The organism is Paenibacillus sp. JJ1722, assembly GCF_048282685.1.
Lineage (GTDB): Bacteria > Bacillota > Bacilli > Paenibacillales > Paenibacillaceae > Paenibacillus > Paenibacillus polymyxa_B.
The window spans coordinates 4,345,996-4,371,123 of sequence record NZ_CP182500.1 but is presented as its reverse complement, the minus strand read 5'-3'; the positions used below and the strand labels follow the sequence as shown (position 1 = coordinate 4,371,123).

Sequence of the window (25,128 nt, the reverse complement as noted above, 5' to 3'; positions counted from 1 at the left end):
CTTTAGGAAACTAACAGACAATGAGAGGTTCATAGAGTTATTTAATGAAGGATACAAAAATTTTTTATAGGCGAATTAGATGTATTATTATAAAAAATCATGTATAGTTAACTAAATTTTATGAATACATAAAGTTCCACTCTCGAAGGTGCAGAATAACGTCGTTCCGTCATTTAACAGAGGGGCTAATTATAAAAGGGGTGTATTAAATAATGACCATGATCCGTCCAGAGCAGAGTCAACAAGCAGCAGCCGAATATGTGCAGTCCGTTTTTGAGAAGGTTATCGCGCGCAATCCTCATGAGAATGAATTCCATCAGGCCGTCAAGGAAATATTGGATTCGCTAATTCCGGTATTGGCTAAGCACCCTAAGTATATGCAGCAGGGGCTTCTGGAACGGCTAGTGGAGCCGGAGCGAGTCATTACCTTCCGTGTACCTTGGGTGGATGATGCGGGGGTTGTACAGGTCAACCGTGGCTTCCGTGTGCAGTTTAACAGTGCGATAGGGCCTTATAAAGGTGGACTTCGCTTCCATCCGTCTGTATATCTGGGAATCGTCAAATTTTTGGGTTTTGAGCAGATTTTCAAAAATGCATTGACGGGTCTTCCCATCGGTGGTGGTAAAGGCGGCTCGGATTTTGATCCCAAAGGGAAATCAGATAACGAAGTGATGCGTTTTACACAAAGCTTCATGACTGAGTTGTATAAATATATTGGTCCAGATGCCGACGTTCCGGCTGGGGATATTGGAGTAGGTGGCCGCGAGATCGGTTACATGTTCGGACAATACAAGCGGATTCGCGGAGGACATGAAGGTGGCGTCCTGACGGGTAAAGGGATTCATTACGGAGGCAGTCTCACACGTACGGAAGCGACTGGCTATGGCTGTGTTTATTTTGTAAACGAGATGCTGCAGGCGCAGGGATCGTCCTTTGAAGGAAAACGCGTCGTCGTGTCGGGCTCGGGGAACGTATCCATTTATGCGATTGAAAAAGCACAGCAGTTTGGCGCTACAGTCGTGGCATGTAGTGACTCGAATGGCTACATCTATGATCCAGACGGTATCGATCTGAAGCTGGTGAAGCAGCTGAAAGAAGTGAGCCGTCTGCGGATTAGCGAGTATACTCAAGAGCGTCCAGGCGCAATCTATACAGAAGGCTGTTCGGGGATCTGGTCGATCCCATGCGACATCGCACTGCCATGCGCCACACAGAATGAAATTGACGAGCAAGCAGCCCAGCTGCTGGTAAGCAATGGCGTAAAAGCTATAGGCGAAGGTGCCAATATGCCATCCTCGCTACAGGCCATTGAAGTGTTTTTGGGCAATGGAGTTCTGTTTGGACCAGCGAAAGCTGCCAATGCAGGCGGAGTAGCGGTCTCGGCGCTTGAAATGTCGCAGAACAGCATGCGTCTGTCATGGACCTTTGAGGAAGTGGATGCCAAGCTGCATGATATTATGAAAAATATCTATGCTAACAGCGTGAAGGCGGCTGAGGAATACGGCGTGCCGGGCAATCTGGTTGTCGGAGCCAATATCGCAGGATTTGTGCGTGTGGCCGACGCAATGCTGTCCCACGGGATTATTTAGCACAACGGAACATAATAAAGTTAAATTGAAGCTGAGTGGCTCTTGTGCGAGTCGCTCAGCTTTTATTTGCAAAGAGCACTTTATTTTTCTCAGGGACTTGATTTAATTTTAAAGAGGATGTATATTACTTGATAGATCAATAATTGATGGATCAAAGGTCGGATCACGAAGCCCAGCGATATGCTTAAGGGAGGAGAGATTGATATCACCCAGACACCATCCGAGCCTGAGTATATTTTTGACATGCTGTTGTTGCTGAACAAGCAGATTAGCTCCAAGTTTGAGCGTTGCGCAGGAGTCAGCGCATCCAGATTGCAGCTATTGTGCAAGTTGTATCAAGTGGAGGAGATTAGTCAAACTCTCCTGCAAAAAGAGGTTGGCATTGACGCTGCAGCCGTAACGCGCCATTTGAAGCAGCTTGAAGCGATAGCGATGGTCACACGACGAACCAAGCCGGAGGACAACAGAGTTACGCTGGTTAGCCTGACCGATTATGGGCGTGAACGTATTGTTACTTTTAAACAGGAACGCTCACAGTTTGTGACCCGGTTGCTCCAAAGTTTCGACGAGACTCAGCGGCACCAGCTAGCCGATATGCTGCAAGTTATGAATGGTCATATGTCCGATATGGACTGACCCCAATTACATTATACCCATAGGGGAAACAAGGAGGAATTTACATGCCAGTAATTACTATTGAAGCAGGCAAATTAAATAAAGAACAAAAAAGATCGTTGGTCACTGAACTTACCACATCAGCTTCAACCATAATGAATGTACCCGAGTCGGCTTTTATTGTTTTGATTAAGGAAAGCGAAAAAGAAAACATTGGTTTGGGAGGAAAATTATTATCTGATCGCTAATGTCAGAAGATGAAGTGGGTTCATTCATTTTTAAGGTAAGGAGCCATTTCTGTAATGAATTAATTTGAGATTTGAATAAAAAAAGCGCCTCCTGTATGCACGGGTACAGAACTGGCAGGATCGCTTTTTTCCAGAGTACACGCAGGTAATTAAAGACTGGGAAGGGAAAGCTTCGCGCATTACCTTGCAGGAGTTTCCAACGCCAGGTGAGATCGTAGAATTAGGTGCAGAAGCCATCGTCCAGCGCTGGAAGAAAGACGTGAAACGAGCCCGGCAACTGGTGGAAACGGCGAGAAGTTCCATCGGTCTGACCGAAGGACTTCCAGCAGCAAAAATAGAGATTAAAACACTTCTGGAACAGTACGACATGTTCGCCAGACAGCTCGAAGAGATTCTAGCCGAGGTGGAACGTCTACTCCCTCAAATCCCAGGAACGAAAGAGATGCTTACTGTGCCAGGCGTGGCTGTGGTCACCTTGGCGGGGTTCCTGGCGGAAGTGGGGGATCTAAGGGGTTACGAGCATGGACAGCAGATTATACGGCTGGCCGGACTGAATCTCAAAGAGAACAGCTCGGGGAAGAAAAAAGGAAAATCCAGTATAACCAAACGAGGACGCGCAAGGCTAAGAGCGCTACTGTTTCGGGCCGTGGTGCTCATGGTGGCGAAGAATGCGGAGTTTAAGGCACTGCACCAATACTTTACCAAACGAAGCCAGAATCCACTGAAGAAAAAGCAATCGATTGTAGCGTTGTGCGGGAAGCTGATTCGCATTCTTCACACGCTCGGCACCAAGCAAGTTCGGTACGATGCAAACGACGTTTTAGGGCCAGTACGTGAGGCCCAGTTACAGAAGACAGCTTAAGAAAAACCGGATTCATGTTTCTCATCGGATAGGAATAAGCAGAGACAAAGGAAGCACGGAGCAGCCGCAGGAATCATTTCCATAAGGGCAAAGCCCCGCGTGATATGGGAGGGTAAGCCGTCAAGAGTCAGGAGTGGATATCCAAGGTGCGATTATAGAAGTCGATCCATAGATTGGGAAAAATGTCTCAACCTCTATTCCTGCCACCGGCTCATCCGAAAAATAATGACATCCTTACATGACTTCTCCAGTGCTCGATATGTCAATGGCTGAAAACCGAAGAACGAGTGAGAAAACATGAGAAAATATTAATTTATAGTGGGAGAGATTTGAATGAGTAATACGAACACATCCAATATTGTCAAAACGAATGATTTTAAAGAAATCGCCCTAGGACGCCGTTCTGTAAAAGTATACGATCCGTCCGTGAAGATCAGCCGTGAGGAAATGACTGAGATTTTGACAGAAGCTACACGCGCACCATCTTCCATTAACCTGCAACCTTGGCGTTTCCTCGTCATTGACAGCCCTGAAGGTAAAGCTACACTGGCACCATTGGCCCGTTTCAACCAACGTCAAGTAGAAACATCTTCGGCAGTGATCGCTGTATTTGGGGATTTGAATAACTTTGATAATTTCGAACAAATTTTCGGAGAAGCTGTAGAACTGGGCTATATGCCAAAAGACATTAAAGAAATGCAACAGGAAAAAGTGGCAGCTCATTTTGCAGCGCTTGATCCAGTTGTGAACAAAGAAACAGTCCTGATTGACGGTGGTTTGGTATCCATGCAGCTTATGCTGGTAGCGCGCGCTCATGGTTATGATACTAACGCTATTGGCGGTTTTGAAAAGGATCAAATTGCTGAAGCCTTTGGTCTGGAAAAAGATCGTTATGTCCCTGTTATGCTCATTTCCATGGGTAAAGGTATCAACGATGGTCATCCGTCCACACGATTGCCTATTGATCAAATTGCACAGTGGAAATAAGGGAAACGAACTAATATCTATGCGCAAAATAAAAAACAGGCGGACAAAGGAAATCCTTTGCTTCGCCTGTTTTTTTATTTGCTTAGATGCAACGTAGATCGCGGGTGCTTATCACGTTGTCAGTCTTTCAGTTATCATGTCACGGTATTCGCTCCCGACGTTTCTGCCGAGTCAGCGGTGTCATTTTGAGGATGATGATAGTGCTTGGGCCATATAATTTGGTGTGAAGTATGGCTAAGCTCCTCATAAAATAACGGGTCTTTCTTAAATAGGCGTATGACCAGATGGAAAAAGAACCATCCGTTGATCACTAACAGCAAAAGGCTAATCAGAACACTTAGCCAAGGGGACACTTGAGACCATAGGACAGGCCCACCCAGTACGTAATTAAGTCCAAAATACACCCAGTACAAGAGACTGTAACGCTTTATGAGCTCCCATAGGGAAATCCGTTGTCCTGTCCCTGTGAGATGAATACGCACCAGCCATTTCCCTGGAGTTCGTCCATTCGTTAAGTAAGGGACCACCATAAAGTAGACCCCACTGGAAACCCAGAAAGCAACAGGAACATGCAGAGACTCCATGATGCCGAGCAGCCCGATCCATATGATAGAATCCACGAAAAAGGCTACGCCCCGTCGGGTATAGGACACTCGCTTCGTTGCCATGTCCACATGCTTGTCCAGATGTTCCAAGCGGGGCAGGAAGCGTGAAAACCATTCGCCTAATAGAAAGCCTAGCATACCGCCCAAGGTATTAGCCAATAGATCGTCCACATCGAACACGCGATACGCATGGTCAAAAAATCCATACAGTCCTGTCAGCTGCGTCACCTCAAAGAAGAGGGAGAGGATAAAGGACAGAATCAGACACCATCCCCATCGTGCACGGAAATAATAACGTAAGAACATCCCGAAAGGCACGGTCATCACAACGTTAAAAACGACTTGCAGAAAAGCGCGCTCCTTCAGCAAATGAACATAGCTGGAGGGATGGGCGGGTGAGATGGATGTTTCTCTTATAATGTCATGAACGAACTGCAAGGGCATCAACTGCAACGCTCCCCCGGCTAATGCAGCATTATGACGCGATGCCGGAAGTGGGAGTATGACCAGAAAGAAGGCGTTCATTAAGTATAACAGCATCAAGTAAAGCAGCCATGCTCTAGCCTTGTGAATATAGCCATGCCTGCGATATTGCACGATTAGGAAAGGCAGTGTGAACAATAAGGCAGCAAAAGGAAACGCAAGAAAGGCATACGAAACAGGAAACAGGTAAGATTGAATCATGTGCTACTTACGCCTGCTTTCTCCGGAACTTCACCAAAGACCAGATGACCAGAAATGCCATGAAAGCCACGCATACGCTAATGCTAATGCGATTTTGCGGGTCAAGCAAGAATAGAAACGCAATGACCCATAGGCATCCCACTGTAACCGCCGTTACATAAGGGAATCCCCATATCTTGAAAGTAGGCTCCACTGGATAAGATTTGCGCAATTTCAATTGGGACAGACAAATGCAGCTCCAGACGAGCAGCACGACGAAGCCAGGTACAGCCATTAAAATACGGAACAGCCCGTCCTGAGCGACATAAGCAACCATGGAACCGACAATCAGGACTACAGCGCACAATTTGAGACTATTTACCGGAACCCCGTTTGAAGATAAGCGGGCGAGTGATTTGGGACCTTCTCCATTGATAGCCAGCGAATGTAGCATACGTGTAGCCCCGTAAATCCCCGAATTGGCGGCAGACAGTACAGCAGTGATCAGAATAAAGTTCATAACATGAGCCGAGCCTTGAAGCCCTACAGAAGACAGTACCTGTACAAACGGGCTGGTATTCGCATCCAGTTGGTTCCAGGGAATCAAGCCACAAATGATGAGAATGGGCAACGTATAGAACAAAACAACGCGAAGAATAAAGCTTTTAACCACTCTAGGCAGTACCTTTTCCGGATTTTCTGTCTCCGTCAACGTCAGTCCAATCAGCTCGGACCCGCCGTATGAAAAGGTAACGACCAGCAGCGCTGAAAAGATAGCCAACCAGCCATTGGGTAGAAATCCGCCGTGCTGCGCGTAGTTGCTTAGATAAGGTGGAGTTTCAGTGGGAATAATCCCGAACAGTATACAGCCACCCAAGGCGATGAAGATAATAATCATGGCAATCTTAATACCCGCAAGCCAAAATTCTAGCTCCCCAAAACCGCCGACACTCAGCATGTTGACGACAATAATGAAAGCCGCACTCACTAAACTGAGTACCCATAGAGGAACATCTGGCAACCAATATTGCAGGAAGCTTCCCGCAGCAATGACCTCAATGATACAGACGGCCAGCCACATGAAGCAATACAACCAGCCGATAATAAAGGACAGTCGTTCTCCAAAAGCTTTGCGAATAAAATCCTTCATATTCATGTTGGGATAGACGGTAGCCATCTCGGCAATTGCGCCCATAACGACCAAGAGCAAGAGTCCTGCGAAGACATAGGATAAAATAACTCCAGGTCCCGCCAAGCTAATCGTTTCGGTACTTCCTTTAAAAATTCCCGTTCCGATGACTCCACCCATAGCCATAAAGGTAATATGCCGTGGGAGCAGCTTTTTGTGCAAAGTTGCTTCATTTGATTTCAATATGAAATCCTCCTTCATATAGTGTATAGCTTCAGCATAGCCCAAACAGGGTTACTTCAATTAGACTTATACTACATGAAAATATCCAATTAGGAAATGAAAGAAATAGGATCTGGTAGGGAGATTGTAATCGCTAGAGGACAAACTGAAGAAAACAGAGGCAGAATGCTGGCGCTGATGATTGCTCTATCTGCGGTCATTCTGCCTCTATTGCTCTGCTCGGTGGATATTTAAGTGATCATGTAGGAGTATCGCATTGCGGTGAAGAATTAGCTCCGCAATATTCCTTTAGCCCGCACTTGCTTGAGCCAACCAGGAAACTCATTCAGCAGACGGTCGTACAATTCTGCGTCTGTCACGGAGTCAATGTCATCCAAGGCAAAGAAATCTGCATTATCCACTACGCGGCCGCGCATCTTATCCAACTTTCGAAGGATTCCGTAATCGGCTTTACCAAGACCTACAAATTGCCAGAAAATCGGAGTGCTTGAGCTTTTAATCAGCAGCTGTTCTATTTTTTTCTGTTCATAAATACCTCCATCACTGAAAAAGATAATGTAGGTCGGGATTATATCGTTGGGATCTTCCTTTGTGTATTTAAGTATGATATCCTTCATGACTTCCGGCTCGTTATTGCCCCACCCCAGCTCACTATCTTCACTAGGCTCAGCATAATTCCTATGAATGTAATTCTCGAAATTCCTCTCTGTGACGCTTGGAGCACGCTTGGCTTTGTCTGCAAAAAACCATACATCCATTTCACCATTGTCATCCATACAGGCGGCTACAGCCAACACACGTTCGCAGGCTTTTTGCACCGTCCCACCCGTGTACAATTTGAACATAGAAACAGAAGCATCGAATACAACCGCTACTCGTGCTTTTTCACGGTCTATCTGCTTCTTTTGGAGTGAAATTTGTACCTTCTGTTTAAGCAGATTAATTCTTCCATTCACAGGAGAAGGCTCCTTCACGCCGGCTTTATCCGCTGACGGTGCTGCTGGTGATTCCGTTTCCTCTACGGTGACACCATGAGCCTCGGCGAGCGGCTTTAGTCCTCCATTGAAACCACGCCCAACTGCGCGAAGCTTGAAGCCAGACGTATGACGATACACCTCTGCCAGCACAAGTGATGTCTCACTGGTGGCTTCGGTGATACTGTAGGTGATATGGGATTGCTTGCCTTGAGCAGTAAGTGAGCAGCCGACCACATCGGCAAAAGTACCCGGGCCGTCCAGTGTGGCCGCAAACACACATTTTTCCACTCCGGTTCGTTCCAGTTCCTGGAGCGCTACAGTAAACTCAGTGGTTCTGTCATTTGGACGCTGTAACCGTACATGGCCGTGCGGGTCAGCGGGTTGATTGTAAAAAATGAAATAGTCATCTGAGGAAACCTTTCCGTCTGCTCCTACCATAAAACAGCTAACATCCAGTTCGGCAGGTGCATGCTTCCATGTAATGGTGACCCGCACCGTATCTTCCTTACCGAATGGTGCATTAGCTCCTGTACTCAATGCAATGTTGGGACCGCTCATGCTGTCAAACCCCCTATGTATTTTAAATCTTGTATTTATACAAATTGTACCATGGAAATGGTATATTCACCTTGTTTCGTGCAGGAATATTTGTCTCATGGTAGACGCAGTAAAAGATGATATATAATAAGGTTGGTTTGGAAAAAAAGTATGATATTTATGAAGCGGAGGCTTTGATACGTGAAGCAGGATCGGCAAAAGCAGGCAGGTTCCCATACCGGGATGAGCAAGGGACATGAAGCTGATGAGTTAAACAAACTGCTGTCCCTATGGCTTCATTCGTCGATCCGTGTCATGGATGTCCGGCATATTCGACTGGAGCCAGAAGAGTTGCTTCAACCGTATCGTCTTCCTGCGCAGGCTTTTGTATTTGTATTGCAGGGTAGCGTGCGTTTGGATGGTGATTGGAAGGATACGCCACATTCAGGGTACGTACTGCATGGCAGCAAAGGCTTTGAACTGAATATGAAACCCTCGCAATACGGGATAGAATATATCCTTGTACTATATAAAGCGACTTCTCTATCCGGACACACGATGTATAATCATCCTTCGATAGCTCATGGTTTTGTACCGCCTTATCCGGTTATACTGTACCAAAAGCTGCAACTACTGGAGTACGCATGGCAGGATCATGAGGCGCTATCCAAGATTCAGGCTCAGGGTCGGTTCTATGATTTTGCATATGAATGTATGCGGCAATTGCAAGAACCGAAGGCTCGAACTTCTGCGCGGGATATCGTGACACAGGCGATTCGATTTATGCAGGATCATTACGCGGAGTCCATAACGCTCGAACGTTTGGCCGGATTGTTGGAATGCAGTCCGAGACATCTGACTCGGTTATTTAAAAAACAAACGGATTGTAGCCCGATTATGTACTTAATTCAACTGCGAATGGACAAGGCTAAGGAGCTTTTGCGGAAGACGGATGCGACTTTACAGGATATCGCTGTCAGTGTGGGGTACCCGGATGTTTATTTCTTTAGCCGGGCATTCAAAAAATATACGGGGGTATCCCCGGTTCATTACCGGGACAGCCTATATTCATCTGCTTTTGTGAGAGATACCAGTCTGGATAATCCATTAAGCATGTCCGAATGTTCCATTGATTCGGCAAGTGGCGCCCTGCATACTGTTATTGAGGATAATAATCATTATCAAAATCATGATGAAGGGATTTTACGAATGAATAGAAACGCAAAGCATTCCATGGCATTTATTTTATTGCTTAGTTTTACCCTGCTGCTCAGCGCGTGCTCAGGCACATCCAGTCCTGCGGCAACCGATGGCGCTTCCCAAGGGAACAATAATACATCAGCGGAACCAACATCACAGGAAAGGGTGCTGAAGGATGCACTTGGGCATGAGGTGAAGGTTCCGGCTCAGCCTCAGCGTGTGATCGCTTCTTATCTGGAGGATCATCTAGTGGCCCTAGGTGTTAAACCCGTAGCCCAATGGTCGGTAGGCAAAAATTCAGTTCAAGGTTACCTGCAAAAAGAACTGAAGGACGTTCCTACCATTGCTTCAGATCTTCCGTTTGAGGCGGTTCTGAACTTCAAGCCTGATTTGATCATTATGGACAGTGCGAGCATGGTGGAAGGCGACAAATATAATCAATACTCTAAAATTGCTCCAACCTACGTGGTAGGCACTAATATGAACAATGATTGGCGTGAAGAGCTGCTGACCGTGGGTGAGGTGCTGAATAAGAGCAATGAAGCGAAGCAGGCATTGAGCAACTACGACAAAAAAGCAGCAGAGGCTAAGGCCAAGCTGAGCCAGACGGTGGGACAAAAAACTGCGGCGGCATTATGGGTAACGGATAAAAACGTGTATGTCGTAAACCAGAATCTATCCAGCGGTGATGTATTGTATAAGGATTTGGGATTCAAGATTCCACAAGTCGTACAGGAGATTTCCAAAACGGCTAAGGCGAACTGGAGTAATTTATCGCTGGAGAAGCTGGCCGAGCTGGATGCGGATTATATCTTTATCGTGAATAGCAAAAATGTAAGTAAAGAAGATATTGTAAAAGATCCTGTATGGGCGGGAATCCCAGCCGTTAAAGAAGGCCACGTATACGATTTTGGTAAGGATTCCAGCTGGTTATATACAGGTACAATTGCAAACAGTCAAATGATTGACGATGTTCTGAAAAATGTAACTAAGTAATCCAAATGGTAAACAAAAAACGCTACTCATCTTGACGACAGCATGTCGCAGGAAGGAGAGCGTTTTTTTATAAAAAGATGTCTGCATAAAGCAGACATCTGGTTTATTTTCGATATTAGGCTTGCGGAGATACCAGGATTTTAACCTGATTTTTCTCTTTCAGGAGACCTTCAAAACCTTGCTCAATCACTTCTTCGAGCTTAATACGTTTGGTAACCAGCTTGTCGGCAGGGAAATAACCTTTTTCCATCAGGCTGATAACAGCTGGGAATACATCACGGTAGCCGATAATACCAGTCAGATTGCGTTCCTTCATAACGATATTGTTAGGCTTGATCGGAGCTTCTTTTTCAAAAATGCTGACGATCATAATTTGTCCGCTAATTTTAGTGGATTCAATAGCTTGAGTCAGTACAGGAGGTACTCCAGTGACTTCATAGGCTACATCTACACCGCCGTTAGTCCGTTTGTGCAGTTCTTCCACCACATCATAAGTCTTAGGATCAAGCACAATAGCACCCAGCTCTTCAGCTTTAGCTTTGCGTTCCTCGGAAAGCTCTACTGCATAAATCTCAGATGCACCCGAAGCTTTCAATGCTTCAATAACCAGCAATCCGATAGGACCAGCGCCAAATACTACGGCTTTGTCGCCGACTTTCAGTTGGCTTTGACGAACAGCATACAAAGCAACGGCCGAAGGCTCTACCAATGCGCCTTGCTCGAAAGATACGCTTTCTGGAATTTTGTGAACCATGTGCTCGTCAGCTGCGACATATTCAGAAAATCCACCGCCGCCGCCTGCCAGACCGAGGAAGCCCATTTTATCGCAAAGATTATATTTTCCTTGTTTACATGCATCACATTCTCCACATGCAAAAACCGGTTCTACAACTACACGGTCGCCAACCTGAATCTTGGTTACACCTTCACCGATTTCGACGACTTGTCCAGAGAATTCATGTCCCATTACGATCGGCGCTTTTTCGCCAGTCAATGGATGCTGAGCATCTTGGGGAATGAAGATCGGTCCTGCTACATATTCGTGAAGATCACTTCCGCAAATGCCACACCATTCTACTTTGATTTTTACTTTTCCTGCCAGAGCAGCGGGCTGCTCAATGTTTTCCAATCGTAAGTCTTTTACTCCATGCCATCTCAATGCTTGCATGTCTGTCATCTCCTTGACGAATATATGATCATTGCCTCTATAAAAGTGAATGAATTAGGAAACGTTTCCGAAAGATAATATGTCACAATTTTTACACATTGTCAAACCAATTTAATACAAAAAGCACTTGATTTTTTTGTGAATATAATCACTTGTGACTACAGTGCTATATTTGGCTCGTTACTTTTATACAAAGGAATTTTGTGAATTTTTCAGGTGAAGCAAAGACAAGAAGAAAACGACTTCAATTTTTAGACACTCATTCTGTGGTATAATATCAACATTAAGACTTTATTTTAGAAAGTCAGAAAACGATTCCGTTCTTGAAAGGATTTTGGGCGTGACAGATCAAAAGAAAGTAACCATAGAGGATGTAGCCAAGCGGGCAGGAGTCGGTATAGCGACTGTCTCCAGAGCTATTAATGATAGTGAGGGCATCAGCCCGAGAACGAAAGCCTTAATTTTGCAAGTGATTGAAGAGATGGGGTTTACGCCCAACACCTCGGCTCAGAGCTTGAAAGTTCGTCAGACACGACAAATCGCACTGGCCGTGCCAGACATTCGTAACGCGATTATTCCAGAGATCGCTTGGTCCGTAGAGCAGGCCGCCAAGCAGCATGGTTACCGGGTCGTGCAAATCAATACCGCTGGGAATGCCAGAATGGAGCTTGAAACAGTTCGTGAGGTCAAGAAGCTGCATGTCGACGGGCTCATCATTATGCCGCTGGCGTATCCCAAAATGTTGGTAGATCTGATTAACAAAGCCAGCGTTCCCGTGTCCATTATTAACTATGGCAAGAAGCTGGGCGAAGATGTCAAAGCGGATATCGTCAGTCTGGCCCGGCAAGAGGGAAGACTCGTGATGGAGCATTTGCTTAAAATCGGCAGAACAAGAATTGCCTATGCAGGTGCTGCGAAGGACAAAATCGAGGAAAGATACTTCGCTTATGAGCAGTCTCTCCAGCATGTGGACCCTTCACTCGTTTATTTTGGCGATGATTTCTCCTTTGAGACAGGGCTGCGCGCAGCCGATTATTTTTACAGCCTGAAACATATGCCGGATGCTATTTATGCGGTTAATGATATGGTGGCGATAGGGATCGTCAATCGATTTAAGGATTTGGGTGTAAAGGTGCCAGATGAGGTTGCTGTAGTCGGTATTGATAACAATTTGTGGGCTATGGTAACGACCCCTCAGATCAGCTCAGTTTCCATCATGGGGGAAGAGGTGGCACGGTTGGCTGCGGAGCTGCTGCTCAAGCGGATTCAGGAACAGACACCTGGGGACTATGAGCGTGTTCAATTCGAGCCTCGCCTGATCGTGAGGGAATCGAGCGTCTCTGTGATCCGTAAGCCTACGGTAGGGCGTGATGAGTAGTAGGGTATGAGTGGATTTTGGGCAATTATAACGACCATTGTTTGTTCAGACAGGAGAGTGGATTCATGTTAAAAGGTAATGGGTTCGTTTCTGTAGCTTGTACTGCACTATTGCTGGCTGTAACCATAGGGTGCACTCCCCATCCAGTGGGACAGGATGCTGAAACTGCGGCGCCGTCCAGGGCAAACAATGGGGAGTCCAAGCAAACTGTAGCCAATACGCAGCACACCCAGCAAAGTAAAGAGGAGCTAGTGCTGTCCTTTTATAAAGATTCATCCCTCAGTGATGAAGCAAAAGTCCGTCATATGACGGACCATTTAGCAGGAATCCAATGGGGAAAGATAAACGAAATCAAAGAACATCAAAGCCTGGAAATTATCGAATATCTGTATAGGCAGCGCGCTTTTATTCCATCGGAAAGCTTTGCAAATCTGATTCAGGCTTCTGACGGATTGGATGGAGCTTTAAGCGAAAGCTATGCTGGTCTTATGGGAGATTTGTTTACAAGAGATAGAACTGCGATGACTCGAGCATTGGCAAATATGGACAAAACCAACCGCACACAAGGTATAGGAAGCATCGGGTATGCTCTCAGCTATAGAGAACCCAAAGAAGTCAAGAAAGAGATTCAACAATGGCAGGCAGGACAAAAGCTTACTACGGCAGAGAAGGATGTCATCCGAGCCTTGTTCGTCAAGCTGGATAATCCGTATTGATGCTCAAATAGTGATGACCACATGCATAGAGGAATATATTGAGCAGCCGCGTCTCTACCGGAGGAGCGGCTGTTTTGTGCTGTTTTTTACATCCTGGCATTTATGATTTGGATAAACGTTAGTAGAACCATTGGTTTCAGATGTTCATCTAACAATGGGTTCAAGTGGTCTGGTGATCCTGATCTGAGCGCAAGCGTTTAATATCACTAATTGGAGGCAGGCCGAACAAGCGGGCGTATTCGCGGCTGAATTGTGAGGGACTCTCGTAACCTACCTGAAAACCGACATCTGCCGCATCCGCTGATTCAGATAACAACAGGCGGCGGGACTCTTGTAGACGTAATTGTTTTTGATATTGCATTGGGCTCATAGCCGTAACCTCTTTAAAATGACGATGTAGTGACGAAGGACTCATATTCGCTAGTTTGGACAATTCCTCAATACGTAACGGCTTATCATAATCCTGCTTAATCCGCTTTATGACTTCTGCGATCCGGTTGGAATGGCTGCCGGTCATGACCAGTTGTTTTAAGGATTCCCCCTGATTCCCCTGTAAAATCCTATACAGTATCTCACGAATGACTAATGGAGCCAGCACCGGAACATCTTGCGGGTTTTCCAAAAGATGCACTAGCCTTACCACGGCATCCAGCAGTAGAGAGTTAGTTTGGCTTACATACAAGCCTCGTCTGGAATCAGGCATTGGGCTTGTGGGAAAAGCAGATTCCTTGATCAGGTCCAGAACCTGATGCGGATCAAAATTGAGCCGGAGGCACAAATAAGGAGCTTCTGCTGACGCTTGAATGACCTGCCCGGAAATCGGCAAATCCACCGACACAACAAGGTAATCGGATGTGCCGTAATGGTAACTTTCCTCTGCGAGCATCACGACTTTTCTGCCTTGTGCCACAATACATAAAGCAGGTTCATGGACTTGATGTATCGGTACGGTTGTATTTGAACTTCGGACGAAATGAAGCGAAGGTATGGCTGTAGTGAGAACTCCGTCCTGATTTGAAAATCGTTCTATAAGCCTTGCCAACTCGGCTTGTTTTTCCATGGTAGAACCTTCTATTTTGGTTGCCCCCATCATGACACATCCCTTCTTTGCAACGTAGCCCGTTTTCATTTTCAGTAGTTTATTACATATTAAGGGGCTTTGGAGGATTAGGCAATAATTTGCTCTGATTCTTCTACCGGGCTGATGGACATTCCTCTCATAATAAGATGCAGATACAACACCTAATGAGCAATTGAGAAAAAAATAGAAGTGCAAAGGAGTGGGAGTCATGGAGAGTAACAAAGCGGAAAAAAGTGTACACGCTTCGCAGCATCCCTATATAGGGATGTGGGTAACTGAAGACGGAAATATCCGTCACGAACTCTTGCCTAATGGCCGTTATGATGAAGCACGGGGTCAGAGACAAAGTGCCTATACAGGCAGCTATATCTTAGAAGATGACTATATCGAATATGTGGACGACACCGGATTTACGGCAGATGGTGTATTCAAAAATGGTGTTTTGTATCATGCAGGGATGGTTTTTTACAGGGAAGTAAAAAAGTAATCTGTTTCAGTGATATTTTTAACTAGAGGAGGAATAAGAATGTTGGATATTAAAGGGAAAGTCGTAGCTATTACGGGGGCAAGCAGTGGGATCGGTGAAGCTACTGCCCGTTTACTTGCTCACCATGGGGCTCATGTAATATTAGGGGCCAGACGCACAGAGCGACTGGAGGCTCTGACATCCGAGATTCGTTCTAAAGGTGGATCGGCTGATTATCAGCAACTGGATGTGACTAAGAGGGACCAGATGGAAGCGTTCATTAAGTACGCGGAAAAAACATTTGGGCGTGTGGATGTCATTTTGAACAATGCAGGAGTGATGCCTCTGTCAAAATTAGAGGCCCTGAAGGTAGAGGAATGGGATCGCATGATTGATGTAAATATACGAGGCGTTCTGCATGGGATTGCGGCAGGGCTTCCGATTATGAAAAAGCAAGGATTTGGTCAGTTTATCAATATCGCCTCTATTGGTGCGTATAGTGTAACCCCGACTGCAGCGGTGTATTGCGCAACGAAGTATGCGGTTCGGGCAATTTCTGAAGGGTTGCGTATGGAGGTGGGGGGAGATATTCGTGTGACGCTGGTATCGCCAGGAGTAACCGAATCTGAGCTTGCTGACAGTATTTCAGATGAAGAGGCCCGGCAAGGAATGAAAGAGTACCGTCGTATTTCGATTTCGCCTGATGCCATTGCCCGTTCCATTCTGTATGCCATGGAGCAGCCAGCGGATGTAGATGTTAATGAAATTATTGTCAGACCCACGGCAAGCCCGAATTAACGCCATGGCGTCCAAGATTCCCCCTCTCTACTCAGTCATTTTTCCCTCCATCCTTTATGGATGGGGGGGATTTATCGGATGAGAAAGAACATTATTCACACCACAGAGTGTAAAATAGCTGTACCTTTATAATAAACGGGTTTACTTTTACAAATGTTTGTGATAATTTTATTTCGACAAACATCGAAATTAAGACTGAACAGAAGGGAGCCGAACAAGGTGAAAGATACAACAGAGATGCAGCAGGCTGTAAAAATATATAAAGCACTTGGAGAACCGACTCGTCTCAAAATAGCACTTCTGCTAAAAGAGGAAAGTGACCAATGCTGCTCTGTGCTGGGCGAGAAGCTGAACAGTGTAGCTATTTCAACACTATCGCACCATCTGAAGCAAATGGCAGAGTCGGGGCTGCTCACATACCGTAAAGAGGGGACGTTTATTTATTACAGCTTGGATGTGGAAGCAGCGCAGAAATATGCCCCGTTCCTAATAACATAAATTTTTTTAGTCTTAATTTCGATATTTGTAAAAATATAAAAATATAAAAATATCAAAAGAAAAGAGGCGTTATTTAAAAATGCAGAGCACGTGGAAAGTGTATATTTTGGCAATTGTTAGTTTTTTGGTAGGCACATCCGAGTACATTATCTCAGGCATTTTGGATCAAATTGCGACAACTATGGGGATTACGGTGTCCGCAGCGGGCCAGCTGATTACAGTCTTTTCTCTTGCTTACGCGATTGGCACGCCGATTCTGATGGCAGTAACCGCTAAATGGGACAGACGCAAGCTGCTCTTGAGTTCGCTCGGATTATTTGCAGTAGCTAATGTCCTCTCCTTTATTCTGCCGGGTTTTGGAATGTTTATCGCCGCGCGTATTCTTATGGCCCTCGGGGCGGGGATGGTCGTGGTTACAGCACTGAGCATTGCAGCAAAAATTGCCCCAGCCGGCAAGCAGGCCAGTTCTATTGCTACAGTCACTATGGGTTTTACAGCTTCGCTGATTATCGGGGTGCCGCTTGGGAGAATGATATCTTCTGCATATGGCTGGAAAACCGTATTTCTCGGCATCGCGTTGACAGGGATTATTGCCCTAATTGTTATATCTATGACAATTCCCCGCTTAAAAGGAGATCGACCAGTCCCCTTACTACAACAGTTTGCTCTTCTGAAAAAGCCTGAAGTTGCTTTGGGATTAGGTATTACCTTCTTTTGGCTAGGAGGTTATTCACTCGCGTATACTTACATCTCACCGTATTTGCTGAATGTATCAGGTGTAGGAGAGGATATGCTAAGCTCAGTATTGCTCGCCTTCGGAATTGCCAGTCTAATCGGGTCAAAAATTGGTGGGTACAGTGCGGATAAAAAGGGTATACCCTTTACATTATTAGGGGGTATGGTGTTGCACGGTATTTCCTTACTCTTGCTTCCTTTTGCCGCTCATTCCCTGATCGCAGTATTTGCTTTATTGATCCTTTGGTCGTTCGCAGCCTGGACAACTGGACCTACTCAACAATATAATCTGGTCACACTTGTGCCTGAATCTTCCGGTGTGATGCTGAGTCTCAATCAATCTACAATGCAGCTTGCTATGGCAGCCGGAGCCGGAATTGGCGGTGTAGTTGTTGGTCAGGTTTCGCTGTCTTCCATCACCTGGTTTGGAGCAGCAGGGGTTGGTATAGCTATTGTGGCTACGTATTTACTTACACGAAGATCCTCAGTTCAAACACAAGTGGGTGTTACGGAGTAAAGTGTATAGATAAGTGAAGAGGAGGCCCAGTGATGAAGGTGACATTGCGGCCTTCTTTGATTTGAATGAGCAATAACATGCTCTTTTGCAGTAGGAAGGCTTATTCAAACGCAATATCAGTGATTTTGCCGCCTTCCTCAAAGGCGATATTTTTATAAACTTGATTGGAAACCGAATTTTTTAAATCTGCATATAGCATGGGTACTAAATGCTCATTTTCCAAAATGCAACATAGCTCGGATACCATTGCGCTGGCAAAACCTTTCTTTCGCAAATTAGGCGGGGTATAGGGTGGTTCCTTTTAAATAACGTAAGAGTTCTTCTATATAGGTCAATTTATAATCATCTGTGATTTGTTGTGAGATCCATAGCCAAGCCTTATGTCCGGGTGATTGAGCAAAGATCATATTTTTATCGGACGTTTTGAGGCATGTTGACTCTTCTGACTCACAAATTCGATGGATCAAATTGTATCGAACTTCATCAGCCAAAAATTGATTTTGATTTAATATATCGTCGTTTGAGACTAGTAGCTCAATCATGACTCTGCCTCCTAAAAATGAGCTATGACCTAAACAAAAAGTAGAAATCTATGAAGATTCAGTTGTTATATCTACTAGGATTTAAACTTCCGCGCTATAAGCTTCTTATTTTTTTGTCGCCAAATCCATCTTTCGATAAAGTTTTTTTCTTTTCTTTCCTGAAGTGTTTCCTTCATACCCTTAATAAGAAATTCGGATCTTCGCTTGTCGTTTCTGCTAATTTCACGTAGTTCCTCAATAAATTTATCGTCCATGTCCGCATCTCCGTTAGTTCAGGATTTTCCAAATTGCTAAGCTAGATTATACAGAACATATGTTCCTTTTTCAAGTCTGCATCTGCTCTATTCAATCACATAACTATTTTTAGATGGATGCTGCGAGGCCCGCGCCAATCGGATGGTGAAGCATAAGATAAAGTTGAAAGGAGGAATTACAACATGGACAACAAAGCATATGTATCTCAAACGTATCCACGTCTTACAGTCTACAACGAAGAAAATTTTCGGGGTTCCAGGAGAGTATTCAGAGGAAACCTAGGCATTCGTAATACCGATAACATTCTCAACGGCATCGAAAGTTTGCGTTTCTTTTCTACTAGCAGCAATGCTACACTTGTACTCTTTACTGGCACGCGGTTTAGAGGTAACTTCCGTGTGTTTAGAGGCAATCGCAACATCGCCGACCTGGATGATCTGATTCGCGGGAATGATGTGGAATCTATTATCTCTACCAATCAACGTTTGACGTTGCAGCAAATCCGTAATATCCGCAGTAGCGGTAGACTGCCATCTGGCTATCGAATCATCTAACGGCCTTATTTCGACTTCATAAACCATTTTACAAGACTGTTTCAGGAGCTTGCAACTTTCGGGCTTTTGGGACAGTCTCTCTATTTGTACACGCGACCTACATACTCGAATGATGAGAGGAACTGTATGGGAGAATGGGATGTTGTTAGCAGTCAACACCAACTCAATGTTCATAAAAAATAGATAAAGGAGGACATACGATATGCCCTCCTCATGACGTATATTATATTTACTTCAGTTCCCAATTCGTTGCTTTGATCACAGCTGCATCTGCGTTCTTAAGATCTGTTTCGCCAGAAGCTAAGAGAGAGCTCCATTGTTTCACACGATTCTTACCATTGGGAGGTTGGTTATAATCGTTGGTATCGACAACCAATGTACGCTTAGCATAGAAGCTAGTCATGAACTTCTTCTCATTCGTACTACTGCCTGAACGTGAGAGGATTCCTTCAAGACTACCTGAATCACCAGTAGCGCCTTGATTGAGTGCTGTGTCGACAAATGAACCAATCGTCAGAGCAGTATTAAATCCGCGTTTCTGTGCTTGCTGTACACTATATTCGATATAGGTGTCATAGAACGTACGCCACATGGCTTCTCTCCAAGCTTCATTGTTTTGGAGAGCGTTGATCTTCTTCTTGATAACACTATCGCTATCGCTGAGCTTTAGAATCGAACCACTCATTTTCCCCTTCAGGCCAGCACGTGTTAATCCACCTGCAATGGAAGGGTTACTAGCTCCACTAGCAGCATCAAAAGCTTTGAATAAGTCCGGACCATCGGGTCCCGTATCATTTGAACCGCCTGTTGTTGCTCCAAAGATACCAATGGTGTATCCGCGATTATCGCCGATATCTTCAGCATATCCATAGAATTCAGTCCATTTCAAAGAATCTTGCTCTGGTTTGTTCACTAGCTTCATAATATTATCCCATTGCTCACCGTCGAGTCCTGTATTAGCCTTCAGAAACTGAAGTGTTGAAGGTGAGAAATTAGCATCATGATCAATAGCTGTAACCGCTTCTTGGCTAGTAGCTGCTTCGCTGGTAAGGGATAATGGCTCTATACTAGCTTCATTTGAGTTGTCGAAGCCCTCATTTAAATCGATCGTTTTCTGTACTGGAGTTCCATTCTCTTTAGCAAAAGCCTTGGCAGGTGGACCCGACAAGCTAGAGAAAGAAGCAATTACAGTAAAGCTTAGCAAGATCCTAAGGAACTTTGTTTTATACATATAACTCCTCCTATAATAATGTAATTGTGAAAGGCTAAAAGCTAAAAGCGTAGATTTGCATCTAACTCGAATTGATTTAGCAAGAGTATAGATAAGAAGAATATGATTGAATAGAGCTTAAATAACCGTTTTTTTCAAAAATTATGATTTATATGTGAATAAATGGACCTAGTTGTTCCTAGATTCCTACAGACCATAAGTGCAAGAATGAGGACGAAACAAAGATAGCCTCTTGATAAAATGAGTTACATCACATATCAGGAGGCTATATTTATGAACAAAATTCATCAGTTTCATGCACTTCACACATCAGAGGAACTTTTATTTTTAGGGAACGCCTGGGATATGCTATCTGCGGTGGCTCTGGAGAAGGCAGGCTTTAAGGCGATAGGTACGACGAGCTGGGGAATTGCCAATACGCTTGGATTCTCAGATGGAGAGCTTATTGATTTTGACCAGCATGTAAGCATTATTCGGACGATTGCTGAGCATGTTCAGATTCCAGTGTCGGCAGATATTGAAGCAGGATATGGGGAGGATACGGCAACGATTGTTGAGCATGTTTTAAGGATAGCCGATGTGGGAGTTGCAGGGATTAATATTGAGGATTCTTTGAAAACGAAAAAGGGACTTCGAGAAGTGGGCCTGCACAGTAACCTGTTGTCCAAAATAAGAACAGCATTGGATACGCGTGGGTTTAAAAATTTTTTTATAAACGCAAGAACGGATACATATTTGCAGATGGATGCCCCACTTTCAGAGACCATAGAGCGGGCCAAAGCGTATGTGGATAATGGTGCGAGCGGAATTTTTGTTCCAGGATTAAAGCGTGATGAAGAGATCAGGGAAGTTGTGTTTCATATACATGCTCCGCTTAATGTTTTATCCCTGCCGGGTCTGACGAATGTCCACCAGCTTCAGCAGTTAGGAGTTAAACGGTTTAGCTTTGGAAATGCATTTTCTGATAAGATAATAGTTGCTTTGCAAAAGAATGCAGAACAGTTGATAGAGCTTCAAGATACATCACATTTATATGAGGATTTTGCAAAATCCTTGAGCTAGATGAATATGAACTATAGAAAGGACAGAGCATTCGATCATGGCTAACCTTAGTCTTTCTTTTGAAGAAATGTGGGAGAAAATTATAGCGTGTGATCGTAAGTATGACGGGTTGTTTTTTACCGCTGTGAAAACAACCCGCATATACTGCCGACCTTCCTGTCGATCCAAAAAGCCGAAGAAAATAAATGTGGAGTTTTACTTTGATTTGGACAAAGTGGAAAAGGCGGGTTTTCGTGCTTGCAAAAGATGCCAGCCCCATACAGACCATTCGCCGTATATCAGACTTGTGCAGAATGTAGTAACCTTCTTGGTCAATCATTACAAGGAAAAACTTGTATTGCAGGATATTGCGGACCATATCGGAATAAGCTCCTTTTACTTGGATCGGATCTTTAAACAGGAAACCGCCGAAACCCCGCGTACGTATTTGGAAAAAATAAGAGTAGATAAGGCAGCCTATCTTCTTAAAAGTACAAATCTTACGAATCTTGAGATTTGCTATGAGACGGGCTTCCAAAGTCCCTCCCATTTCTATAAGGCGTTTCGCAGCTTGAACCATTGTTCTCCTAGTGAGTATAGAAAGTTGAGTAAGGAATAGAAAAGGAAGGAGGGCGTATCCTTTTATGAGTGAACTTTACGTATTGAAGTATGTATCGCCGATTGGAGAGATAGAGATACAGGGCACAAATGAGGCTGTCTATTCTATTATGTTCTCTAATCGGAATGAGCTCTTAACGAGGGCTATAGAAGAGGTTCCAATCCAAGTATTAGCGGAATGCGCTATCCAGCTTGACGAGTATTTTAAAGGTGAGCGCTTTGAGTTTACGTTTCCTTATGCCTTTGAAGGTACGGATTTTCAGCAAAAAGTATGGAATGCTCTGGTGTCCGTGGGGTACGGTAAAACGACAGCTTATAAAGATATTGCTCTTGCTATTGGAAATGAAAAAGCGATCCGAGCCGTAGGCAGTGCTAATGGAAAAAATAAGCTGAGCATTGTGATTCCATGTCACCGAATTATCGGTTCCAATCAGAAACTAACGGGCTATGCAGGAGGGCTATGGAGAAAAGAATGGTTGCTCCAGCATGAAAAGCGTTGTCTGAGGCCCTAAGGAGGGTTCGTAGATGAGAGACATATATTTGAAAGAGTTTAAGCCGGAGAACTGGGCCAACATGGTTCAGATCTATCAGGAGCGGTATGCACAGGTAGATCCGGCTATAAGAGCAAAAGTGGTCGAAAGTAAAATTCCCAAGGAGATTCAGATTGTGCTACTGCCCGATATGGGGGAATATTTGCTGACTTGGATGGATCGAAAAGTCCCCGCACTCGGCAACGAAACACCGTCGGATTATTTGAAAAGCGAAGAAGGCACTAAAGCACTGAAGGCGGCCATATTACGTATGCCACGTTGAAGAAGCGGGCCAAGGAGATACATATGAACATTGAACAGATGAACAGAGCGCGAATGATGGAAAAAGTGAGTTCGCATATCCATAACTGTAATCAGATGGCATGAACTTCATCTAACCCTATGCTATGATTTACCGACAAGACTATAGATTCAAAAGGGGAAATAAGAATGAAGCTCAAAAGAATGATGTTCCTACTTTCGTTTTTAACGATACTCGTAGGGTTGTTCACTTTGTGTACAGAAAGTGTTCATGCTGCCAATTCGACAGTATTCAGAGATGGAGATAAGCTTAAGCTTACCCTTGATGATGGTAATGGAGTAAACAGAGTGTTTAAATTCGATCTCCCGTTTACGATTAAGCCTGATACGCCAATTCGTCTGTATAGCAACTATATTGAAATTCCTTCTGGTGACTTTACGATTGATTATGCCAACTCTACAATTACGATTGCGGATTCACGACCAGCACCTTATCCAGGATCAGAAAATCATATAGAACTTCCTATAACTGTGAAAGGGGCTGTGCAGTCAGTCGATGAATCTAAAGTAACTCCACTTGCGGAGGAGCCGAAAGTAACGCAGCCTGAGGTGGAGACCAATATAAAAGAGATTTCCACTCCCAGTAAACCCGAGGTTGCTCAACCTGTGGACGAACCGAAAGTAATTGAATCTCAAGTAACCCAGCCTGTCGTGGAGCCTAAAGTGGACCAAGAGGTGGATGAGTCACCGGAAATCCCTTTGACTATCCCGTCTGGAGAAAATTTTCCGGGTACATTTACGATCAACTCTTCAGGTACGTCATTTTCGGTTCGTTTGAAAATAAAAAATATTCAACCCACGTACACTTCATACGTTATGGTCAAAAATGCAGATGCTCAATTAATTAAACGGATTCAGTTCGATCCGGAAACAACGTTTACCTACCCTTTGAGTAACCTGAATTTATCTACGGGTGGATACTACTTTTATATCAAAATGATCGACCAGTCGGGAAATTCGGCAGCGTCTGTACCCCAATTTGTTCCCATAAATAATAACAAGGCTCAGCAGGTTGAGGTGTTTATAGACGGGAAACTGCAACAATATGAGCAGCCTGCGACCTCTATTAGCGGAAGTATGCTGGTGCCATTTCGTGCCGTTTTTGAGGCGCTTGGGGCGAAAGTGAAATGGGATGGAGCTACCAAGACTGTTACTGCAACCAAAGGAAATACAACGATCAAGTTAACTGTAGGCTCCAGAGATGCCTATATCAACGGTAAATTAGTGCGTCTCAATGCAGCGCCGAGACTCATTAACGGCAAAGTAATGGTTCCTATTCGCTTTGTAAGTGAGGCGCTGGGTGCGAAGGTAAAATGGAATATTGCAGCTCAGAGCGTTGTGATTTTTCATGCTCCACCGCAGGTTTTGACAACCAGTGAAAGTGAACAATTAATGGAGGAAAATGAAGATGCTTCTGAATCACATTCCAATCCAACGATTCTAAAAAAGATATCCACCACCTTCTCCAAATCTACGGATATTGTGTTCGTCATAGATGTTACGAGTAGTATGACAGGGACGCTGGATTATGTGAGACAGAAGGTGAAAGGCTTTGTTGATTCCGTTCCAGCAGGTTCCCAATTTGCTGTCGTTGCATTTCGGGATATCAATCTGAAGGCAGATAAAGATTTAGAATTTTTGGAGTTTACGACCGATAAAAACAAGTTAAAAGGTAATTTGAATATGCTGCGCCCTTCCGCTGGCGGGGATTTGAAGGAATCGGGATTAGAGGCTATTCAGTTAGCTATAAGTAAATTTCCCAAGAATTCTAATTCCAAAACAATTATATTCATTACAGATGCACCAGTTCATGATAAAAATACAGCTCTGGGTAAAGCCCGTTTTTCAGTAGATGAAATCAACGAGCAATTACAGAAAAATGGTGTTATTTTTAATGCAATCGTGCCTGCGAATGGACTAGCCAACAAACAAATGAAAAAGCTTGTAGAAACCAACAAAGGGACTTTGTATGACATCAAGGATGCCAAGCTGAATTTAGCAAAGTAGGTTTGTCCAAACTCAAATAAA

At 44.5% G+C, this 25,128-nt stretch carries 26 protein-coding genes; 18 read left to right on the top strand and 8 right to left on the bottom strand.

All coding sequences use genetic code 11. The annotated features are described in order from the left end of the window. The first annotated feature begins 212 nt into the window (after window positions 1-212). The 5 genes from gdhA (at window position 213) to ACM1ND_RS19360 (ending at window position 4,301) form a co-directional block, all read left to right on the top strand. Window positions 213-1,589 (top strand): NADP-specific glutamate dehydrogenase, encoded by a 1,377-nt coding sequence (gdhA, locus tag ACM1ND_RS19380; RefSeq protein WP_418026498.1) that lies wholly within the window; start codon window positions 213-215, stop codon window positions 1,587-1,589. 243 nt (window positions 1,590-1,832) lie between these two features. Next, the gene (locus ACM1ND_RS19375) at window positions 1,833-2,225 is read left to right on the top strand and encodes a MarR family winged helix-turn-helix transcriptional regulator (RefSeq protein WP_028542241.1); all 393 of its coding nucleotides are present in this window, start codon (window positions 1,833-1,835) and stop codon (window positions 2,223-2,225) included. A 44-nt stretch (window positions 2,226-2,269) separates the two neighbouring features. Further along, window positions 2,270-2,452, top strand: coding sequence for a 4-oxalocrotonate tautomerase DmpI (dmpI, locus tag ACM1ND_RS19370; RefSeq protein WP_023989746.1), 183 nt, complete (start codon window positions 2,270-2,272; stop codon window positions 2,450-2,452). A gap of 184 nt (window positions 2,453-2,636) precedes the next feature. Next, window positions 2,637-3,314, top strand: coding sequence for a transposase (locus ACM1ND_RS19365; protein ID WP_418026497.1), 678 nt, complete (start codon window positions 2,637-2,639; stop codon window positions 3,312-3,314). 333 nt (window positions 3,315-3,647) lie between these two features. Continuing rightward, window positions 3,648-4,301 carry a nitroreductase family protein gene (locus ACM1ND_RS19360; protein WP_069081166.1) on the top strand — a complete coding sequence of 218 codons (654 nt, stop codon included), beginning with the start codon at window positions 3,648-3,650 and terminating at the stop codon, window positions 4,299-4,301. Between the two features lie 134 nt (window positions 4,302-4,435). Here the strand turns inward: ACM1ND_RS19360 and ACM1ND_RS19355 are convergent, their stop codons facing one another. The 3 genes from ACM1ND_RS19355 to ACM1ND_RS19345 all read right to left on the bottom strand — a co-directional run bounded on the left by ACM1ND_RS19355 (window position 4,436) and on the right by ACM1ND_RS19345 (window position 8,476). Next, entirely contained in the window at window positions 4,436-5,590 is a 1,155-nt protein-coding gene (locus ACM1ND_RS19355) for a VanZ family protein (RefSeq protein ID WP_316244050.1), read from the bottom strand. 7 nt (window positions 5,591-5,597) lie between these two features. Further along, complete coding sequence (locus ACM1ND_RS19350) at window positions 5,598-6,941, bottom strand: amino acid permease (protein ID WP_028542243.1); 1,344 nt, start codon at window positions 6,939-6,941, stop codon at window positions 5,598-5,600. A gap of 269 nt (window positions 6,942-7,210) precedes the next feature. Beyond that, entirely contained in the window at window positions 7,211-8,476 is a 1,266-nt protein-coding gene (locus ACM1ND_RS19345) for a VWA domain-containing protein (RefSeq protein WP_069081164.1), read from the bottom strand. 180 nt (window positions 8,477-8,656) lie between these two features. Between ACM1ND_RS19345 and ACM1ND_RS19340 the strand changes: the two genes are divergently transcribed. Next, window positions 8,657-10,651, top strand: coding sequence for an AraC family transcriptional regulator (locus tag ACM1ND_RS19340; protein WP_341057269.1), 1,995 nt, complete (start codon window positions 8,657-8,659; stop codon window positions 10,649-10,651). A 115-nt stretch (window positions 10,652-10,766) separates the two neighbouring features. Here the strand turns inward: ACM1ND_RS19340 and ACM1ND_RS19335 are convergent, their stop codons facing one another. Further along, entirely contained in the window at window positions 10,767-11,819 is a 1,053-nt protein-coding gene (locus ACM1ND_RS19335; protein ID WP_023989740.1) for a 2,3-butanediol dehydrogenase, read from the bottom strand. A gap of 340 nt (window positions 11,820-12,159) precedes the next feature. Here ACM1ND_RS19335 and ACM1ND_RS19330 point away from each other — a divergent pair, with 340 nt between their 5' ends. Further along, a complete protein-coding gene (locus ACM1ND_RS19330; RefSeq protein ID WP_023989739.1) occupies window positions 12,160-13,197 on the top strand; it encodes a LacI family DNA-binding transcriptional regulator in 1,038 nt (345 codons plus the stop codon). 65 nt (window positions 13,198-13,262) lie between these two features. Beyond that, complete coding sequence (locus ACM1ND_RS19325; RefSeq protein WP_069081163.1) at window positions 13,263-13,913, top strand: hypothetical protein; 651 nt, start codon at window positions 13,263-13,265, stop codon at window positions 13,911-13,913. A gap of 160 nt (window positions 13,914-14,073) precedes the next feature. Here the strand turns inward: ACM1ND_RS19325 and ACM1ND_RS19320 are convergent, their stop codons facing one another. Beyond that, a complete protein-coding gene (locus tag ACM1ND_RS19320; protein WP_069081184.1) occupies window positions 14,074-15,003 on the bottom strand; it encodes an AraC family transcriptional regulator in 930 nt (309 codons plus the stop codon). 199 nt (window positions 15,004-15,202) lie between these two features. Between ACM1ND_RS19320 and ACM1ND_RS19315 the strand changes: the two genes are divergently transcribed. From ACM1ND_RS19315 to ACM1ND_RS19300, 4 genes are all read left to right on the top strand, one after another. Continuing rightward, a complete protein-coding gene (locus ACM1ND_RS19315) occupies window positions 15,203-15,481 on the top strand; it encodes an Atu4866 domain-containing protein (RefSeq protein ID WP_013311369.1) in 279 nt (92 codons plus the stop codon). Between the two features lie 39 nt (window positions 15,482-15,520). Next, on the top strand, window positions 15,521-16,258 hold the full coding sequence (locus tag ACM1ND_RS19310) for an SDR family oxidoreductase (protein ID WP_165178611.1): 738 nt from the start codon (window positions 15,521-15,523) through the stop codon (window positions 16,256-16,258). 219 nt (window positions 16,259-16,477) lie between these two features. Beyond that, the gene (locus ACM1ND_RS19305; protein ID WP_013311367.1) at window positions 16,478-16,756 is read left to right on the top strand and encodes an ArsR/SmtB family transcription factor; all 279 of its coding nucleotides are present in this window, start codon (window positions 16,478-16,480) and stop codon (window positions 16,754-16,756) included. 79 nt (window positions 16,757-16,835) lie between these two features. Then, window positions 16,836-18,008: an MFS transporter gene (locus tag ACM1ND_RS19300; protein ID WP_028542251.1), complete on the top strand. Its 1,173-nt coding sequence runs from the start codon at window positions 16,836-16,838 to the stop codon at window positions 18,006-18,008. A gap of 100 nt (window positions 18,009-18,108) precedes the next feature. Here the strand turns inward: ACM1ND_RS19300 and ACM1ND_RS19295 are convergent, their stop codons facing one another. Then, the gene (locus ACM1ND_RS19295; protein WP_023989733.1) at window positions 18,109-18,255 is read right to left on the bottom strand and encodes a hypothetical protein; all 147 of its coding nucleotides are present in this window, start codon (window positions 18,253-18,255) and stop codon (window positions 18,109-18,111) included. A 28-nt stretch (window positions 18,256-18,283) separates the two neighbouring features. Continuing rightward, the gene (locus ACM1ND_RS19290; protein ID WP_023989732.1) at window positions 18,284-18,550 is read right to left on the bottom strand and encodes a hypothetical protein; all 267 of its coding nucleotides are present in this window, start codon (window positions 18,548-18,550) and stop codon (window positions 18,284-18,286) included. Between the two features lie 437 nt (window positions 18,551-18,987). Here ACM1ND_RS19290 and ACM1ND_RS19285 point away from each other — a divergent pair, with 437 nt between their 5' ends. Beyond that, on the top strand, window positions 18,988-19,359 hold the full coding sequence (locus ACM1ND_RS19285) for a hypothetical protein (RefSeq protein WP_023989731.1): 372 nt from the start codon (window positions 18,988-18,990) through the stop codon (window positions 19,357-19,359). Between the two features lie 229 nt (window positions 19,360-19,588). Here the strand turns inward: ACM1ND_RS19285 and ACM1ND_RS19280 are convergent, their stop codons facing one another. After that, window positions 19,589-20,590, bottom strand: a complete 1,002-nt coding sequence (locus ACM1ND_RS19280; RefSeq protein WP_418026496.1) for a chitosanase — start codon at window positions 20,588-20,590, stop codon at window positions 19,589-19,591. A gap of 273 nt (window positions 20,591-20,863) precedes the next feature. Here ACM1ND_RS19280 and ACM1ND_RS19275 point away from each other — a divergent pair, with 273 nt between their 5' ends. The 5 genes from ACM1ND_RS19275 (at window position 20,864) to ACM1ND_RS19255 (ending at window position 25,107) form a co-directional block, all read left to right on the top strand. Next, entirely contained in the window at window positions 20,864-21,652 is a 789-nt protein-coding gene (locus ACM1ND_RS19275; RefSeq protein WP_068942129.1) for an isocitrate lyase/PEP mutase family protein, read from the top strand. Between the two features lie 37 nt (window positions 21,653-21,689). Further along, window positions 21,690-22,250: a bifunctional transcriptional activator/DNA repair enzyme AdaA gene (locus tag ACM1ND_RS19270; RefSeq protein WP_023989728.1), complete on the top strand. Its 561-nt coding sequence runs from the start codon at window positions 21,690-21,692 to the stop codon at window positions 22,248-22,250. Between the two features lie 25 nt (window positions 22,251-22,275). Continuing rightward, window positions 22,276-22,761 carry a methylated-DNA--[protein]-cysteine S-methyltransferase gene (locus tag ACM1ND_RS19265; RefSeq protein ID WP_023989727.1) on the top strand — a complete coding sequence of 162 codons (486 nt, stop codon included), beginning with the start codon at window positions 22,276-22,278 and terminating at the stop codon, window positions 22,759-22,761. 13 nt (window positions 22,762-22,774) lie between these two features. After that, window positions 22,775-23,062 (top strand): antitoxin Xre/MbcA/ParS toxin-binding domain-containing protein, encoded by a 288-nt coding sequence (locus tag ACM1ND_RS19260; RefSeq protein ID WP_023989726.1) that lies wholly within the window; start codon window positions 22,775-22,777, stop codon window positions 23,060-23,062. 167 nt (window positions 23,063-23,229) lie between these two features. Continuing rightward, window positions 23,230-25,107, top strand: coding sequence for a stalk domain-containing protein (locus ACM1ND_RS19255; protein WP_418026495.1), 1,878 nt, complete (start codon window positions 23,230-23,232; stop codon window positions 25,105-25,107). Window positions 25,108-25,128 lie beyond the last annotated feature (21 nt).